Genomic DNA, 15,814 nt, shown 5'->3' on the forward strand with positions numbered 1-15,814 from the left:
CGGGCCCGCGGGCGGGCGCCCGCCCGCCCCCGCCCGCGCGCGCCCGTGGGCCTGCGAGGCGGGCCCCCCCCCCCCCCCCCCCCACACCCCCGCCCCCGTTACCCGCGCTCCGCGCTCCGCGCTGCCGCACCGCGCTGCCGCGCCGCGCCGCGCTCTGCGCTGCCGCGCCGCGCCGCGCCGCGCTCTGCTGCCGCGCCCGCTGGGCCGCGCTCCGCGCAGCAAAGGGGGTGTGGGGGCGAAGGCCCCACACCCCCGTTACCCGCGCTCCGCGCTTCCGCGCTTCCGCGCTACCGCGCGTCGGGGCGCGATCTGCGCAGCCGCGCGCCGAGCCGCGCTCTGCTCAGCCGCGCCCGCCGGGCCGCGAAGGGGGTGTGGGGCGAAGCCCCACACCCCCTTGACCCCGCCTGCGGGGCTACTCGGCCAGCCAGCGGGCCAATACGGTTTCGCCACCTACCACGCGCTCGCCCGGCGAGACCACGGGCTCGGCGGCGGTGGCCGGGAGGTAGATGTCGGTCCGGGACCCGAACCGGATCAGACCGTAGCGCTCACCCCGCGCGAGCAGCGCCCCGACCTTCGCGCGGTTGACGATCCGCCGGGCGATGAGCCCGGACCGCTGCGCCACCACGACCCGCCCGTGCACGGTCTCCAACACCGTGTAGCAGGCCACGTTGTGCTCGGCCGCCGCCGTCATCGCGTTCGCGTACCCACCCTCCTCGCGGAGGACCGACACGACCCGCCCCGCCACCGGCGACCGGTTCACGTGCACGTCGAGCACCGACAGGAACACCGAGATCCGCAGCCACTCGTCGGCCCCGAACCGGTGATCGGTGAGCCGCTCCACTGCCAGCACCCGGCCGTCCGCCGACGAAACCACCGCCTGCGCGTCGTCGGGCACGATCCGCCGAGGATCGCGGAAGAACGCCGCCACGGGCACGGCGAGCGCCGCCGGCACCAACCACGCCTTCGACCGCGGCCGCACGACCTTGGTCAGCAACGCGACCCCGGCGACCAACCCACCGAACGCCACCCCGTTCGAGTCGATGCCCATCCGCTTCGTGACGGCCACGTGGCTAGGTACCACGGCCGGGTCGAGCCGAGCCGCCAGGTGCGGCGTCGCCGGCGCGAACCGCAGCTGGTGCACCCGCACCGGCGGGAACGCACGGAACACCCGGTCGGTACGCACCGCGTGGTCGTCGACCACGCTGGTCAGCGGGTCGCTCGCCGTAGCGTCGGTGGCGACCGCGAGCACGCCGTCGGTCGCGAGCAGCGGGCGGATGCGGTCCACGACCGTCGGGTGCAGCACGGGGCGCGCGACGACAGCGACGTCGACCGGGCCCGGCAGCTCCGACACGTCGGCGGGCAGGTCCTTGCGCACCGACACCCGCCCGGCGAGCGTCGCGGCGGCGGCCAGCAGCTCGTCGGCCGGACCGTCGGCCACGACCACCGCGTGATCGTTGGGCATCAGCACCGCGAGCACGCGGTCGACCACGGCGTCCCCGGCTCCGGCGCCGATCACCAGCACGGTCTTCGGGCCTGGGTGCCGGGCGACCTCGCTGGCCAGGGCCTTCGCGGCCACGGGGCCGACGGGCCGATCGGACAACGCGAGCGGTCCCGCGTCCGGTTGGGGGGAAATTACGTGGTCTGACATACCTCACCCTGGGTTTCGGCGCTGAGTCGTCCGAACCCCGTACAGCCGGACGCGCCTCCAGCATATTGCTGGAGGCGCGTTCGGTTCGTGGTGCGGGTTCAGCGGTCGGTCCACCTACGTTCTGCTGTGGACGCCGGAGCGGTGTCGACCCGGACCACCACCGCGAGGGCGGCCAGTCCGATCACCCCGGCGATCAGGAGCCACGTCACGACGTGACTCCGCCGTCCCGCTCGGCCGGCAACTGCTTCGTGTCACCGTCCCGAACCCCCCGCGGCGGGCCGGCCGGTCCGTCGTCCGCGACGCCGGTGGTCGGCGCATCGAACGTCGGCACCTCCGCGGCGGGAGCGGCCGCAGGGGGAGCGCTCGCGGCGGAAGCGCTCGCGGCGGGGACGCCCGAGGCGGGCGTGCTCGCGGTGGGGGTAGCGGGAGGGGTGCTGGTGGGGCGGTCGGTGAGGGGGACCGGGTCGTCGAAGCCGGCCTCGCGGTAGGCCGCGGCGATCGCGTCCGCGTCGAGGACGCCGTCCACGCGGGGCAGCGACACCGACGCCAGGAACGGGTCGTTGTACGGGTCGACGTCCAGCGCCGGCTGCGGCGCCTGCGGAACGGTGAGCGGAGCCTGCACGGGCTGACGCTGCGGACGGAGCGCGCTCATCAGCCCGACCAGACCGATGATCAGCAGCGTTCCGGCGCCGATCCAGGCCGCCGGGACGTGCAGCGGGTCGCGACTGATCATGGCGACCCCCCACCATGCCACCGCCGCGCTGAACAGCAGGGCGAAGACGAGCGAGACGCTGTCGACCGGGTGCCGCTTCATCGGCTGACCTCCAGGTCACCGGCGCCGTGGTGGACGACCAGCGTCAGGTCGCTGGTGTCCGGCCCGTTCTCGCCGTAGTCGGTAACGGAGTCGGAGACTCCCAGGCCATTCTGGCGATCCTCGAAGACCTTGGCGTCTCCGGCGCCCAGGTCGTACTGGACCGTGACGTCGACGTCCGGGGGAAGGACGACCGTCGCGTCCCCGAGGCCGGTGTCGACCTGGATGGTGCGGGTGACGCCGGTGAAGTCGACGTTACGCAGGTCGAGGTCGAAGTCGCCGGCTCCGAGCTGGTACATCGGCCGGACCTCGGCGAGCGTGGCCGGCACGTAGTCGACGTCACGCCGGCCGCCGCTGGTCTCCGGGCCGCCGTCCACGTTCTCCGCGATCGAGCCGATGCCCAGCGCGACGGCCAGGATCAAGCCGATCGGGATCAGCCAGCGGGCCCGTCCCACCCAGACGCCGACGAACAGGCCGAGCGCGACGATGCCGAGCGCGAGGGCCACGAACCCGGTGAACGGGATGTGGACGCCGCTGGCGTTGATGATCAGCAGGACGACGATCGCCAGGCACGCGATCGAGAAGGTGAGGCGGCCGAGGACGGACCGCTCCTTCTTGCGCTTGCCGGGGTAGCCCGCCGGGGGGTACGGCGGCATGGGGGGCGCCGGGGGCACGATGCCCGGGCCGGAGACCGGTGCGTACGGGCCGTAGGGCGCGAACGGCTGGGTGTAGGGCTGCCCCGGGGCGTTGTACGGCCCCGTGTTGTACGGCCCAGCGCCGAACTGGTTGGTCGCGTACGGCGCCCCTGTCGACGGCGCTCCGCCGTACGGAGTTCCGCCGTAGGGCGCTCCGGTAGACGGCGCCCCGCCGTAGGGCGCACCGGCGCCGGTGGTCGGCGCAGCTCCCTGCGGTGCTCCCGTGGTCGGCGCGCCTCCCTGCGGCGCTCCGGTGCTCGGCGCGCCACCGAGCGGCTCGCCGGCAGTCGGCGCGCTCCCGACGATGCCGCCGGTGGTCGGCGCGCTCCCGACGGTGCCGCCGGTGGTCGGCGCGGCTCCGAGCGGGGTGCCGGTGTCCTGCGGGGCGCCCACGGGCGGAACGGACGCGGTGGTCGGTGCGGGGCCCGAGGTCGCGGCGTAGGTGTTCTGCGGGCCCGGGGCGGCATGGAAGGAGTCGGTCACCGGGGCGTCGGGCGCGGCGGGTGTGGGCCCAGGGGTCGGCGCACCGGGGGTCGGCACACCACCGGGGCCCCACGAGCCACCCGACGGCGGGGTGAAGCCGAGCGAGCCGTCAGGCATCGGACCGGTCGGGCCGGCCGGCGCGGCGGGGTAACCGCCGCCGTGGCCCCCCGCGCGGCGCAGCAGCATCATTCCTCCGATCAGGCACGCGGCGAGCAGCGCCGTGGACGCGAACCCGTTCGAGAGCGAACCGATCAGGAGGAGCGCGGCGAGCACGATCAGGCCGACCGTCGCCGCCGGTGAGGTGCCGGAGCGGCCGCGTCCGAGGAGCGACTCGAGCGGCGAGGCCGGCTCGTCGTCGACCGGCAGCGCGATCCACGCGACCAGGTACAGCAGCGCACCGACACCGCCGAAGAACACCAGGACGGTGAGGATGACGCGGAACAGGATCGGGTCGACGCCGGTCGTGCGGCCGAGGCCGGCGCAGACGCCGGCGACCAGCTTGCCCTGACGGGTGCGGGTGAGGGTGCGACCCCGGTTCCAGTTCCAGCCGCTACCACCACCCGTGTTCCACGCCCCTTCACCGAACGGCGGCATCCCCCCGGGAGGCGGCGGCGTCCCACCCTGCGGCGGCACCGGCCCCGGCGGCACAGCCCCACCCTCCGGCGCGCCACCGGCCGGGGCGCCACCCTGCGGGGCGCCACCCTGCGGCGCGCCACCGGCCGGGGCGCCACCCTGCGGGGCGCCACCCTGCGGCGCGCCACCGGCCGGGGCGCCACCCTGCGGGGCGCCACCCTCCGGCGCGCCACCCTCCGGCGCGCCACCCTGCGGCGCGCCACCGGCCGGGGCGCCACCCTGCGGGGCGCCACCCTGCGGCGCGCCACCGGCCGGGGCGCCGGCGTGCGGCGCGGTGCCTTCGGGGGCGGTGGCCGGCGCGGGGGCCGGAGGGGGAGTGGGTGCCGCGTCGGGCGACGGGGTGGCGTCCGACGCGGCGGCTCGGAGGTTCAGCGTCGGGTCGGCCGGCCCGGCGGACGGCGTCGACCCGCCCGATGCGGAGTCCGACGCCGCGGCCGAACCGCTGGGCGAGGTGGAGCCGGAGTCCGGCGTTAGCTCCTGGCGGGGGTCGAGGCTGTCCATGTCACCGATCCTCCAGCGCGGATCGCCCCCGAACCATCGGGCACGACCCTGATCGGACCCTGATCCCTATCTCCGGGGCTCACCCCGTGGCCTCCCGCCTCCGTGCGTGTGACGATCGGAGTCGCCAACCAACACCGGGAGGAATGATCACTACGCCAGCCCACCGCGGGCCCGGCGCCGGTCCCGCCACCGCCCCTCCCGCGCCCATCCCCGCCGCATCCACGGCGCCCGCGCCGAAACCGGCCGCGCCGACGTGGGCTGCGCCCGCACCGGCGCCGGCACCGGCCTCACCGACGTGGGCTGCGCCCGCACCGGCACCGGCCTCACCGACGTTTGCTGCGCCCGCGTCCACCCTGCCCGGCGCCGTGCCCTACGCCGAAGCGCAGCAGCTCACGGCGCGGTTCCTCACCGCGCAGCAGGCCCGCGCAGAAGCCGACCGCATCGCCGCCAAGCACGCCGACGCCCACCGCGAGGCCGTCGCCCGCGCCAGAGCTCAGCACGCGGCGAGCCACGGCGCGGCCGCCGAGCGTGCCGCCGAGGCGGTCCGCCGCGCGGCCGAGCGCACCCTGCAACCCCCGGCCACCGATCCGGTGAACTCCGGCCTCTCGACCCCCTCCGGTATCCCGATCCGCCGCCTCTACCGGCGAACCGACGACCGCGTCCTCGGTGGCGTGGCTTCCGGTATCGCCGAGCACATCGGCGCGCGCCCGATCGTCGTCCGGCTGGTGTTCTTGGTCCTGTTGGCTTTCGGCGGCCTCGGCGCCGTGCTCTACGCGGTGTTCTGGGCCGTGCTCAGCCTCGACCCGGCCGCCGAGCAGCGCGGTAGCCACCGTGACACCGGGCAGCTCGTCGCGTTTCTGGTATTCGGTCTCGGCATCATCGTGGTGCTGCTGGGTCTCCGGCAGAGCACCCAGCTGGTGCTGGTGTGGTGTCTCGGCGTGGTCGCGGTCGGCGCGGCGCTGGTCTGGCGTCGAGCCGATCCGGTGCAGCGCAAACGCTGGACCGCCGCCACCCCGAACGTGCCCTGGCTGGGTCCGGTGCTCTCCGCCGGCCGGGGCATGACCGCGGTGCGCCTGTTCGGTGGCGGCGTCCTGGTGATGGTCGGCCTGGTCGGCTTCCTCGTCTTCTCCGGCGAGTGGGAGTCGGTCCGCGACGGTCTGCTGTTCGGCAGCGTGCTGCTGGCCGGTGTCGCACTCGTCATCGCGCCGTGGCTGGCGCAGATCATCATCGAGCTGCGCAGTGAGCGCAGCGAGCGGATCCGGTCGCAGGAGCGAGCGGAGATCGCGGCGATGGTGCACGACCAGGTACTGCACACGCTCGCGCTGATCCAGCGCCGCTCGAACGATCCGCGGGAGGTCGCCCGGCTGGCCCGTGGGCAGGAGCGCTCGCTGCGTAACTGGCTCTACAAACCGACGGCGTCGGCCACCGAGCGCATCGGTGCCGCGCTCGAGGAGGCCGCGGCAGAGGTCGAAGACGCGTTCGCGGTGAGCGTCGACGCGGTAGTGGTCGGTGACTGCGACCTGGACCCGGCGCTGACGGCGCTCGTTCAGGCCTCGCGCGAGGCTTTGGTCAACGCGGGCAAGCACGCGGGGGTAGCGTCCGTGTCGCTGTACGCCGAGATCGAGCCGGAGCAGGTGAGCGTGTTCATCCGTGACCGCGGCAAGGGCTTCGATCCCTCGCGCGTGGACGACGACCGGCACGGCGTGCGCGGCTCGATCCTCGGTCGGATGGAGCGCCACGGCGGAAAGGCCGAGATCCGGAGCAGCCCCGGTAGCGGTACCGAAGTCCGGCTGACGATGACGCGTACGAACGGTGAGTAGCGATGACTGAGGGACCGATCCGAGTGGTGCTCGTCGACGACCACGGCATGTTCCGGGCCGGCGTGCGCGCCGAGCTCGGGGGCAGCGTCGAGGTGGTGGGGGAGGCCAGCACCGTCCCCCAGGCGGTGACGGTGATCACCTCCCTGACTCCCGACGTCGTCCTGCTCGACGTGCACATGCCCGACGGCGGTGGGCGCGCGGTGCTGGAAGCTATTCGGCCGACGCTGCCGCAGGTGAAGTTCCTGGCGCTGAGCGTGTCGGACGCCGCCGAGGACGTGATCGGGCTGATCCGCGCCGGGGCGCGGGGGTACGTGACGAAGACGATCGCGGCGGACGAGCTCGCGGACGCGGTGCGTCGGGTGGCCGAGGGGGACGCGGTGTTCTCGCCGCGGTTGGCGGGATTCGTGCTCGATGCGTTCACGCAGCGGCCGGAGACCGTGGTTCGCGACCCGGAGCTCGATCTGCTCACCAACCGGGAGCGTGAGGTGCTGCGTTTACTGGCTCGGGGCTATGCGTACAAGGAGATCGCGTCGGAGCTGTTCATCTCCGTGAAGACGGTCGAGACCCACGTGAGCAGCGTCCTGCGCAAACTCCAGATGTCCAACCGCTACGAACTGAGCCGCTGGGCAGTGGACCGCCGCTTGATCTGAACAGCGCGAAGGCCCCGCGAGTGCGGGGCCTTCGACGTGTGGTGATCACTCGCTTTCGGCGAGGATGCCGTACAGCTTCCGACGGGCTTCCGTCAGGATTTCGACGGCCTTGGCGCGCTGCTCATCGGTGCCTACTTGGGCCACCTGACCAGCCGCCTGCATGACGGGGCCGATCGCGGCGTGCAGATCGACAACGCTCTGCTCGACGCCTTCCGACGCCTGCGTCCAGGGCGCGGGCCCATCCGCGAGCGCCTCGGCCTCGGCGCGGCCCCGCTCGGTGAGCGAAACCAGCTTCTTGCCGTTGTTCTCTTCGATCGTGACGAGACCCTCGTCCTCCATGAGCTGGAGCGCCGGGTACAGCGAACCGGGACTCGGCCGCCACACACCGTTACTGCGCTCAGCGATCTCGCCGATCATCTCGTAGCCGTGCATCGGCCGATCGAGGAGCAGCGCGAGGACGGCGGCGCGGACGTTGCCACGCCGGGTGCGGCGCCCGCCCCGGCCGTGCGGCCCGAACGGACCGAAGCCGGGCGGCCCCGGGGGAAACGGCGGGGGACCGCCGAAGCCGGGGAAAAATCCCTGCCGACCGCGGCCGCGGCCGCGGTGTTCATGGTGTTCATGCGGGGTGCGGTACATGAGTTCCTCCTGTGTACGTCTCAACTACCGATGCTCTAACGATATATCGAAAGAACATCTAGATGCAACCCCCGCCGAGACCGTTCAGTTAGCAGAGCTCAATCGAACGGCCAATGGTGAGCTACCGCATCGGATCGGACGCCCGGTCAGGGTCACCAACACGCCGTTTGGCCGCTTACCATCGGTACAACTCGACTTCCTGTCTCGGCGACCGACTGGGGGTGAGTGCCCGCTATGTCGACGCGTGCGCTCCAACGAATGTCTGACCTGTGTCCGGGTCACCTTTTTCTTGGACAAGCCGAGGTCCCTGGACGGGCCGAGGCATGAGCGCCGAGGCCACCCCGTTCGGGTCGAATCCGACCCAGCCGCTCGCGCCCCGCGCGTCAGACACCGGGGATCCCGGTGGAGCGGTAACGGGGGGGCAATCAGCGCGTAAAGCGTTCCGCGCGTTGCTCCGCGCTGGTACATCGAACACCGCGCGTAATCGCGCCGAAGACCCGCTCACCACGCTGCTGGGCCTGCACAAGCAGGTGCACCCCCGGGCCGATGTCGAGGTTCTCCATCGGGCCTACGCGATCGCCGAGCGCGCCCACCGCGGCCAGATGCGCAAGAGCGGCGAGCCCTACATCACCCACCCGCTCGCGGTCACCGAGATCTGCGCCGAGCTGGGCATGGACACCACGGCGCTGGTCGCCGCGATCCTGCACGACACGGTCGAGGACACGCAGTACACGCTCGACCAGCTCCGCGCCGACTTCGGCGACGAGGTCGCGCTGCTCGTCGACGGGTTGACGAAGCTCGACAAGGTCCGCTTCGGCAAGGAGCTGGCCGAGGCCGAGACCAACCGCAAGATGATCATCACCGCCGGCCGTGACCCGCGCGTCCTGGTGATCAAGCTCGCCGACCGCGTCCACAACATGCGCACGCTGGGCTTCAAGTCCGGCCCGTCGCAGCAGCGCATCGCCAGGGCCACGAGCGAGGTGTTGATCCCACTCGCCGGCCGGCTCGGGATCCACAAGGTCAAGCGCGAGCTCGAAGACCTGGTGTTCCGGATCATGCACCCGGAGGCGTACGCCGAGATCGAGCGCCGCGTCGAGGCGCGGATGGCCGAGCGCAAGGTCTACCTCGACGGCCTCGTCCAGGCGGCCGTGTCCGAGCTGAAGCGCGGCAAGATCAAGGCCACCGTCACCTGGCGCGAGCGGCACCTCAAGTCGGTCTGGAAGCAGATCAACAAGACGCCGAACGCACCCGACGACTTCATCGGCGCCGACCGTCTCGTCATCGTGATCGACGGCGACCCCACCGAGTGCTACGCGGCGCTGGGCGCCATCCACGGGCGATGGCACCCGATCCCGGGCCGGTTCAAGGACCACATCGGCGTCCCGAAGTTCAACATGTACCAGTCGCTGCACACCACGGTCATCGCGCCGGAAGGCCGCTGCGACGTGCTGATCCGCACCGAGGGCATGAACCGGGTCGCCGAGTACGGCATCGCCGCGCTGCACCGCTTCGGCCGTGACCGGGCGGGTGACGCCGCCGTCGAGCTCGAGTGGCTGCAGCGCGTGCTCGACTGGCAGGAGGACGCCGCCGAGCCCGGCGAGTTCATGGATTCGCTGCGTTCCGGCCTCTCCGACCACGAGGTTCTGGTCTTCACGCCGAACGGCCGCGCGATCAGCCTCCCCGACGGTGCGACGCCCGTCGACTTCGCCTACGCGGTGTCCACGCGGCTCGGCGACCGGTGCATCGGCTCCAAGGTCAACGGCCAGCTCGTACCGCTGGCGCGGCCCCTCTCCGACGGCGACGTGGTGGAAGTCCTCACGTCGCCGTCGGAGTACTCGGGGCCGAGCGAGGAGTGGCTGCAGTTCGCCAAGAGCCCGCAGGCGCAGATCCAGATCCGCCGCTGGTTCGCCGAGGACGTCTCCGAGGCGTCCGTGGAGGACGGCCGCCGGAACATCGTGGCGGCGCTGGCGGCCGAGGGCCGGGTACTGGCCCACGACCGTCCGCTCTCGATGCTGGCCCGCGTACTCGACCTGCCCGACCACGACTCGCTGTGCGCGGCGGTCGCGGACGGCCGCTTGGACCCGAACGACGTGGCCAAGCGCCTCATCCTGATCGTCGACGGCCCCGGGGAAGAGTAGGGCTCAACGTACCGTGACCCGCCGACTGACCACGTCGGCCGGGCTGCCGTCGTCCGCCGACTCCCGATACACGGTGAGCGTGTACGCCCCGGAATCCGGCGCCTCCACCGTGAATTGGAACGGCTGCTTCTCGGTGGCCCCCGCCGACGCGAACCCACTCACCGCCTCCGCCCCCGAGGAGTTCGCGAGCTTCCACAGCAGGGTCCCCTCGAACGCGACCCCGGACCCGCGCACCACGAAACTCCGGCCGACGGTCGCGTCCTGCGACGGTGAGGTCAGCGTGATCGCCGCCTCGAGCGCGGTGCTCGCGATCGGGCTCGCCTCCGTCGTGGTCCCTGCCCCGTCACTGCTCGATTCCGACGCCATGAGCGTGGCCGCCGGTTCGACGGCGTCATCGTTGTTGCCGCCGCAGGCACTCAGGATGCCGGTGGCGAGCAGGCAGACCGCTGCCGTGCGAATGTGCCAAAAATCGTGTCGCCGCATGTGTTCCCCCCGATTCAGGTCCACATGCTCTAGCCTGCCGGGCGCGAGGTCGAGCACCGACGCCCAGTTTTGACCGAATAGTACGGAGACGCTGGTGGCCGTTCCGTATCGCCTACTGATGGATGGCGAGGACGTCGTCGTCCATCGACACCCGCACGTGCGGGTCCTCGTCCGTCCCGTGATCGTCACCGTCGTCGTGGTGGGACTGGCCGGGCTGCTGATCGCGGTCGTCTCGCAGGCGTCCACCCGGTGGGGCATCGCTGCTGCCGCGCTGGTGGTCCTCGCGGCGTCGACCGCGAGCCCGGTACTGCATTGGCTGACGACGACGCTGACCGTGACCGACCGCCGGCTCCTGCTGCGCTCCGGCATCTTCGCCCGCTACGGACGCGACATCCCGCTGGGCCGCATCGACGAGGTTTCGTTCGAGCACACGCTGTTCGAGCGTGCCCTGGGCTGCGGGACGCTCTACGTCGAGCTGGCGGCCGACCGCGGCGTCGTCGTCGTGCAGAACGTCCCGGGCGTGGAGAGCGTGCAGGCGGCGATCTACGAGCTGATCGAGGACCCCGACGCCGAGCTCTACGACGAAGAAGAGGAGCTAGCGCTCGACCCGGACGCGCTCTAGCTCGCTGCGCTGCTCGGGCACCGGCACCACCGTGGAGGCGGGCTCGAGCTCCTTGCCGAACACCCACCGCTTGTACGACCAGAACCGGAACACTGTCGCGACGGCAACTGCGAACAGCCGGACGATGTTGAGCGCCAGTTGGTCGTGCAGGTCGAAGCCGTACTTCGCGACGCCCATGATCGCCGCGGTGATCGCCAGCCCGACGCCATTGAGCAGGAAGAACAGCAGGTACTCGCGGCGCAGCCCGGATCGCTCGTGCTTGCGGAACGTCCAGTAGCGGTTGGCGAAGTAGGCCAGCGTCGTCGCCACGGTGGTGGCCACGATCTGCGCCTTCACCGGGCCGATCGAGAACAGGGCGTTGAAGATCGCGGTGTCGATGACGAAGTTCACCGCGCCGATGACGCCGAACGACGCCAGCTGTCGGATGAGCTTTTCCCGACCGGCGCGAAGCTTCGCCAACAGAGTCACGAGGGCCACGATAGAGACTCGGTGCACGCGACCATGCGGCATTGGTCAGACATGAACAACTGTCACTCCAGTTGTACTAACGGGCAGCAGGTGTTTCTTCGGGCTCGTACAGCTGGTCCTCCGGGTGCAGGAACACCCAGCGCCGGTAGGCCCAGAACCGGAACATCGTCGCGACGCCGATCGCGAACAGCTTCACGACGTTCAGCGCGGCGACGTTGTCGATGTGGAACACGTACGACGCGATGCCCAGGATGCCTGCTGTGATCAACAAGCCAATCGCGTTGAAACCGAAGAACAGCAGGTACTCGCGGCGTAGCCCGGAGCGGGCGCGGTGCCGGAACGTCCAGTGACGGTTCATGAAGTACGACGACGTCGCCGAGATGATCGTCGAGACGACCTGGGCCTTGATCGGGCCGATGAACAGCAGCGCGTTCCAGACCGCGAAGTCGAGCACGGTGTTGACGACGCCGATGATGCCGAACTTCGTCATCTCTTTGATCAGGGCGTGCCATCGGTCGCGCAGCCGCCGGACGAAGCTCACCGATCGAGAATACGACTCGTGGTCACGCGCCGCTCGGGGTGACCGGGGGACGGGCGATCAGTGCTGGCCAGCTAGGCTTTTGCGCCATGCACCCCCGTACCGGACTCCCGGTAGTCGGCATGGTGGGCGCCGGCCAGCTCGCCCGGATGACCCATCAAGCCGCGATCGCACTCGGTCAGTCGTTGCGCATTCTCGCCGTCCACCCCGACGACGGTGCCGCCCTGGTCGCGGCCGACGTCCTGATCGGCGACCACACGGACCTCTCCGCGCTGCGCAAGCTGGCTGCCGGCTGCGAGGTGGTGACGTTCGATCACGAGCACGTGCCGCCGGAGCACCTGCGTGCGCTGGTGGCCGAGGGTGTGAAGGTCCATCCGGGCCCGGACGCCCTGATCCACGCCCAGGACAAGCACGTCATGCGCGAACGTCTCGCCGCGCTCGGCGCCCCCGTACCGCGCTGGGCACCGCTGACGTCGGTCGACGACGTAGCCCGCTTCGTCGCAGCCGGCAGCGGGGCGGCCCGGGACGGCGGCACGGTCGTGGTGAAGGCTGCTCGCGGCGGGTACGACGGGCGGGGCGTGTGGATGGTGAGTGACCCGTCGCAGGTGCGTGAGCTGCTCGATGCGGGGACGCCGCTGATCGTCGAGGAGAAGGTGCCGCTCGTGCGGGAGCTGGCGGCGGTCGTCGCCCGCTCGCCATTCGGGCAGGTCGCCGCGTGGCCGGTGGTCGAGACCGTGCAGCAGGATGGCATCAACGTCGAGGTGATCGCGCCGGCGCCGGGCCTGTCCGAGGACCGGGCGATCGAGGCGCAGGAACTCGCGATCCGGCTCGCCGCCGAGCTGGGCGTCGTCGGTGTGCTGGCGGTGGAGCTCTTCGAGACCCCGGACGGCATCCTGGTCAACGAACTCGCGATGCGCCCGCACAACTCGGCGCACTGGACCATCGAGGGCTCCCGCACCTCCCAGTTCGAGCAACACCTCCGAGCCGTCCTCGACTACCCCCTGGGCGCCACCGGCCTCACCGCCCCCTACGTGGTCATGGCCAACCTCCTCGGCGGCGACATCACACCCCCCAACCCCGGCGCCACCACCCCGAGGGTGGAAAGCCACGCGCCCGCCGCAGCCTCGGCCGCAGTCGCCTCGCCCGCGGAGGCCGCGGCCGACGACGGGGACGAGCACCACTACAAGCCGCCGGCCGAGATGACGCTCGATGAGCGGATTCATCACATGATGGCGGCCGAGCCGGGCGTCAAGGTGCACCTGTACGGCAAGGAACTGCGCCCCGGGCGCAAGGTCGGGCACGTCACCGCGCTCGGCGACGATCTGGACGACGTCCGCCGCCGAGCCCGGCGAGCGGTGCACTGGCTGCGCGAGGGGAAGCAAGGATGACTGTCGGCTTGATCATGGGCAGCGACTCGGACTGGCCCACGATGAAGGCCGCGGCCGAGGCCCTGACCGAGTTCGGCGTCGAGCACGAGGTCCGTGTCGTGTCCGCGCACCGCACCCCGCGCGCGATGCTCGACTACGCCGAATCGGCCGCCGACCGCGGGTTGAAAGTGATCATCGCCGGCGCCGGCGGGGCAGCCCACCTACCGGGCATGGTCGCTTCGATGACCGCACTGCCGGTGATCGGCGTCCCCGTGCCCCTGAAGTATCTGGACGGCATGGACTCGCTGCTCTCGATCGTGCAGATGCCCGCCGGCGTCCCGGTGGCCACCGTGAGCATCGGCGGCGCACGGAACGCCGGTCTGCTCGCAGTGCGCATCCTCGCCGCGAGCGACTCCGAACTCCGGGCCAAGATGGTGACGTTCCAGGACGAACTGCGCGCCCTGGTGGCCACCAAGGACGAAGCGCTCCAGAAAGAACTCAGCTAGGCCCGTACGCGGGCCACTCGATCTTCGGGCAACGGTCCATCACGACCGTGAGCCCGGCATCGAGGGCCCGCGTGGCCGCGTCCTCGTCGACGACGTCGAGGGGCGTCCAGACACCGGACGCTCCCACCGCGATCGCCTCGTCGACGTGCGGCCCGACGAACTGCGAACGTCGGTAGACCGCCACCACGTCGACGCCGTCCGGAACCGACGTGTGGCCCTCTTCGCCCAGCACGGACTCGCCCCGTGGGTTCACCGGCACGATCCGCGCCCCGTTCCGTTGCAGGAACGCCGCCATCTGGTGGACGGTGCGGTACGGCGTGTCGGTGAGCCCCACGAAAGCCCACGTCTTTGCAGCTAGCAACTTCCGAATGTCGTCAGCCGAGCTGTGCATGTCCCCAACGTACGTCGGGATCAGGCGTTGCGGCCCATGCCGCGGTACTCCCAGCCCGCCGCGCGCCACACCGCGGGGTCGAGGCAGTTACGCCCGTCGACCACGCGCTTGTGCGCGACGAGGTTGCCCAGCGCCACCGGGTCGGCGTGCCGGAACTCCTCCCACTCGGTCAGCACGACGACCGCGTCGGCGTCCCGGATCGCGTCGACGGCCGACGTGGCGTACGCAACCGACGGCAGTGCGCGCCGCGCGTTGTCGATGCCCTGCGGGTCGTACACGGTGATTTGCGCGCCCGCTTCGGCCAGCAGCCGCGTGACGGCCACCGCCGGCGAGTCGCGCACGTCGTCGGAATTGGGCTTGAACGTGGCACCGAGCACACCGACCCGGGCCCCGGCCAGCGAACCGCCGACGAGCTCGGCCGTCAGGGAAACGGCTTTCTCGCGGCGGCGGTTGTTGATCTGGTCGACCTCGTTGAGGAACTTCAACGCGTGGCCGACACCGAGCTCGTCGGCGCGGGCCTGGAACGCGCGGATGTCCTTGGGCAGGCAGCCGCCGCCGAAGCCGACACCGGCCCGGAGGAACTTGTTGCCGATCCGGACGTCGTAGCCGATCGCCTTGGCGAGCTGCGTCACGTCGGCGCCGGCGACCTCCGACACCTCGGCCATCGCATTGATGAACGAGATCTTCGTGGCCAGGTACGAGTTCGCCGCGACCTTCACCAGCTCCGCGGTGGGGAAGTCGGTGACGACGGTGGGGACCTCGCGGTCCTCGGCCACACCGAGCTCGTACACACCCTTGTAGGTGGCCTCGAGCATCTGCTGGGCCCACTCGCTCTTGACGCCGAACACGAGCCGGTCCGGGCGCAGGGTGTCCTCAACCGCGAAGCCCTCGCGGAGGAACTCCGGGTTCCAGGCGACCTCGACACCGAGACCGTCGGGCGAGTGCTGCTCGACGAGCTCCTCGACCCATTCGGCCGTACCCACGGGGACCGTCGACTTACCGACGATCAGCGCTTTCCGGGTCAGATGCGGCGCAAGCGAAACAACTGCCGATTCGACGTAACGCATGTCGGCGGCCATGCTGCCGGCCTTCTGCGGGGTGCCGACGCAGACGAAGTGGACGTCACCGAAGTCCGCGGCCTCGGCGTACGAGGTGGTGAAGCGCAGGCGGCCGGTGGCCAGGTTGCGCCGCAGCATCTCGTCCAGGCCGGGCTCGTGGAACGGGACCTGCCCGTCGGCCAGCTTGGTGATCTTGGACTCATCGACGTCGACGCCGAGCACCTCGTAGCCGAGTTCGGCCATCGATACGGCATGGGTGGCCCCGAGATAGCCCGTGCCGAGAATGGTGAGACGAGGTCGTTGGGGGATCGATTCCGACACGCGTGCTTCCTCCTGTGGCAAGACCCACCGGGTCAGCTCTACTGG

The 15,814-nt window shown here is 71.4% G+C and carries 16 protein-coding genes and 1 pseudogene; 8 read left to right on the forward strand and 9 right to left on the reverse strand.

What is annotated here, in order from left to right:
* Window positions 1-412: 412 nt before the first annotated feature.
* From ACGFY5_RS39505 to ACGFY5_RS39515, 3 genes are all read right to left on the reverse strand, one after another.
* Complete coding sequence (locus ACGFY5_RS39505) at window positions 413-1,648, reverse strand: phosphatidylserine decarboxylase (protein ID WP_392729094.1); 1,236 nt, start codon at window positions 1,646-1,648, stop codon at window positions 413-415.
* Window positions 1,649-1,853: 205 nt separating this feature from the next.
* Entirely contained in the window at window positions 1,854-2,462 is a 609-nt protein-coding gene (locus ACGFY5_RS39510) for a hypothetical protein (RefSeq protein WP_392729096.1), read from the reverse strand.
* Window positions 2,459-4,231, reverse strand: a complete 1,773-nt coding sequence (locus ACGFY5_RS39515; protein ID WP_392730011.1) for a PspC domain-containing protein — start codon at window positions 4,229-4,231, stop codon at window positions 2,459-2,461. Before ACGFY5_RS39515 ends, ACGFY5_RS39510 begins: the two co-directional genes overlap by 4 nt.
* 108 nt (window positions 4,232-4,339) lie before the next feature.
* On the opposite strand from ACGFY5_RS39515, the gene ACGFY5_RS39520 reads away from it, so the two are divergent.
* From ACGFY5_RS39520 to ACGFY5_RS39530, 3 genes are all read left to right on the forward strand, one after another.
* Window positions 4,340-4,744, forward strand: coding sequence for a pentapeptide repeat-containing protein (locus ACGFY5_RS39520; RefSeq protein ID WP_392730013.1), 405 nt, complete (start codon window positions 4,340-4,342; stop codon window positions 4,742-4,744).
* Window positions 4,745-5,391: 647 nt separating this feature from the next.
* Window positions 5,392-6,591: a PspC domain-containing protein gene (locus ACGFY5_RS39525; RefSeq protein WP_392730014.1), complete on the forward strand. Its 1,200-nt coding sequence runs from the start codon at window positions 5,392-5,394 to the stop codon at window positions 6,589-6,591.
* A gap of 2 nt (window positions 6,592-6,593) precedes the next feature.
* Entirely contained in the window at window positions 6,594-7,241 is a 648-nt protein-coding gene (locus ACGFY5_RS39530; protein WP_392729097.1) for a response regulator, read from the forward strand.
* Between the two features lie 45 nt (window positions 7,242-7,286).
* Here ACGFY5_RS39530 and ACGFY5_RS39535 read toward each other — a convergent pair whose 3' ends face one another.
* Complete coding sequence (locus ACGFY5_RS39535; protein ID WP_392729098.1) at window positions 7,287-7,877, reverse strand: PadR family transcriptional regulator; 591 nt, start codon at window positions 7,875-7,877, stop codon at window positions 7,287-7,289.
* Window positions 7,878-8,200: 323 nt separating this feature from the next.
* Between ACGFY5_RS39535 and ACGFY5_RS39540 the strand changes: the two genes are divergently transcribed.
* A complete protein-coding gene (locus ACGFY5_RS39540) occupies window positions 8,201-10,015 on the forward strand; it encodes a RelA/SpoT family protein (protein ID WP_392729100.1) in 1,815 nt (604 codons plus the stop codon).
* Window positions 10,016-10,018: 3 nt separating this feature from the next.
* Here the strand turns inward: ACGFY5_RS39540 and ACGFY5_RS39545 are convergent, their stop codons facing one another.
* Window positions 10,019-10,498 (reverse strand): Gmad2 immunoglobulin-like domain-containing protein, encoded by a 480-nt coding sequence (locus tag ACGFY5_RS39545; protein ID WP_392729102.1) that lies wholly within the window; start codon window positions 10,496-10,498, stop codon window positions 10,019-10,021.
* Window positions 10,499-10,592: 94 nt separating this feature from the next.
* Here ACGFY5_RS39545 and ACGFY5_RS39550 point away from each other — a divergent pair, with 94 nt between their 5' ends.
* Complete coding sequence (locus ACGFY5_RS39550; RefSeq protein WP_392729104.1) at window positions 10,593-11,120, forward strand: PH domain-containing protein; 528 nt, start codon at window positions 10,593-10,595, stop codon at window positions 11,118-11,120.
* Here ACGFY5_RS39550 and ACGFY5_RS39555 read toward each other — a convergent pair.
* Entirely contained in the window at window positions 11,094-11,588 is a 495-nt protein-coding gene (locus ACGFY5_RS39555) for a GtrA family protein (protein WP_392729107.1), read from the reverse strand. The two genes, ACGFY5_RS39550 and ACGFY5_RS39555, sit on opposite strands and share 27 nt — an antisense overlap.
* Before the next feature lie 76 nt (window positions 11,589-11,664).
* Entirely contained in the window at window positions 11,665-12,129 is a 465-nt protein-coding gene (locus tag ACGFY5_RS39560; RefSeq protein ID WP_392729109.1) for a GtrA family protein, read from the reverse strand.
* An 86-nt stretch (window positions 12,130-12,215) separates the two neighbouring features.
* Between ACGFY5_RS39560 and ACGFY5_RS39565 the strand changes: the two are divergent.
* The 3 genes and pseudogenes from ACGFY5_RS39565 to purE all read left to right on the forward strand — a co-directional run.
* Window positions 12,216-13,187: pseudogene (locus ACGFY5_RS39565) on the forward strand (5-(carboxyamino)imidazole ribonucleotide synthase); the annotation flags it as partial.
* A gap of 168 nt (window positions 13,188-13,355) precedes the next feature.
* Window positions 13,356-13,514 carry a hypothetical protein gene (locus ACGFY5_RS39570; RefSeq protein ID WP_392730017.1) on the forward strand — a complete coding sequence of 53 codons (159 nt, stop codon included), beginning with the start codon at window positions 13,356-13,358 and terminating at the stop codon, window positions 13,512-13,514.
* A complete protein-coding gene (gene purE, locus ACGFY5_RS39575; RefSeq protein ID WP_392729111.1) occupies window positions 13,511-13,999 on the forward strand; it encodes a 5-(carboxyamino)imidazole ribonucleotide mutase in 489 nt (162 codons plus the stop codon). The genes ACGFY5_RS39570 and purE overlap by 4 nt, the downstream gene beginning before the upstream one ends.
* Here the strand turns inward: purE and ACGFY5_RS39580 are convergent.
* The gene (locus tag ACGFY5_RS39580) at window positions 13,992-14,390 is read right to left on the reverse strand and encodes a CoA-binding protein (RefSeq protein ID WP_392729112.1); all 399 of its coding nucleotides are present in this window, start codon (window positions 14,388-14,390) and stop codon (window positions 13,992-13,994) included. The two genes, purE and ACGFY5_RS39580, sit on opposite strands and share 8 nt — an antisense overlap.
* 20 nt (window positions 14,391-14,410) lie before the next feature.
* Entirely contained in the window at window positions 14,411-15,769 is a 1,359-nt protein-coding gene (locus ACGFY5_RS39585; RefSeq protein ID WP_392729115.1) for a UDP-glucose dehydrogenase family protein, read from the reverse strand.
* Between the last annotated feature and the right edge of the window lie 45 nt (window positions 15,770-15,814).

The organism is Cryptosporangium sp. NPDC048952, from assembly GCF_043197895.1.
Lineage (GTDB): Bacteria > Actinomycetota > Actinomycetes > Mycobacteriales > Cryptosporangiaceae > Cryptosporangium.

Bases quoted from the DNA above. Each gene is read 5' to 3' on its own strand.
- ACGFY5_RS39530 (WP_392729097.1), top strand. From the start codon at position 6,594: ATGACTGAGGGACCGATCCGAGTGGTGCTCGTCGACGACCACGGCATG.
- ACGFY5_RS39580 (WP_392729112.1), bottom strand. From the start codon at position 14,390: ATGCACAGCTCGGCTGACGACATTCGGAAGTTGCTAGCTGCAAAGACG.
- ACGFY5_RS39545 (WP_392729102.1), bottom strand. From the start codon at position 10,498: ATGCGGCGACACGATTTTTGGCACATTCGCACGGCAGCGGTCTGCCTG.
- ACGFY5_RS39535 (WP_392729098.1), bottom strand. From the start codon at position 7,877: ATGTACCGCACCCCGCATGAACACCATGAACACCGCGGCCGCGGCCGC.
- ACGFY5_RS39505 (WP_392729094.1), bottom strand. From the start codon at position 1,648: ATGTCAGACCACGTAATTTCCCCCCAACCGGACGCGGGACCGCTCGCG.
- purE (WP_392729111.1), top strand. From the start codon at position 13,511: ATGACTGTCGGCTTGATCATGGGCAGCGACTCGGACTGGCCCACGATG.
- ACGFY5_RS39510 (WP_392729096.1), bottom strand. From the start codon at position 2,462: ATGAAGCGGCACCCGGTCGACAGCGTCTCGCTCGTCTTCGCCCTGCTG.
- ACGFY5_RS39570 (WP_392730017.1), top strand. From the start codon at position 13,356: ATGGCGGCCGAGCCGGGCGTCAAGGTGCACCTGTACGGCAAGGAACTG.
- ACGFY5_RS39515 (WP_392730011.1), bottom strand. From the start codon at position 4,231: ATGCCGCCGTTCGGTGAAGGGGCGTGGAACACGGGTGGTGGTAGCGGC.
- ACGFY5_RS39540 (WP_392729100.1), top strand. From the start codon at position 8,201: ATGAGCGCCGAGGCCACCCCGTTCGGGTCGAATCCGACCCAGCCGCTC.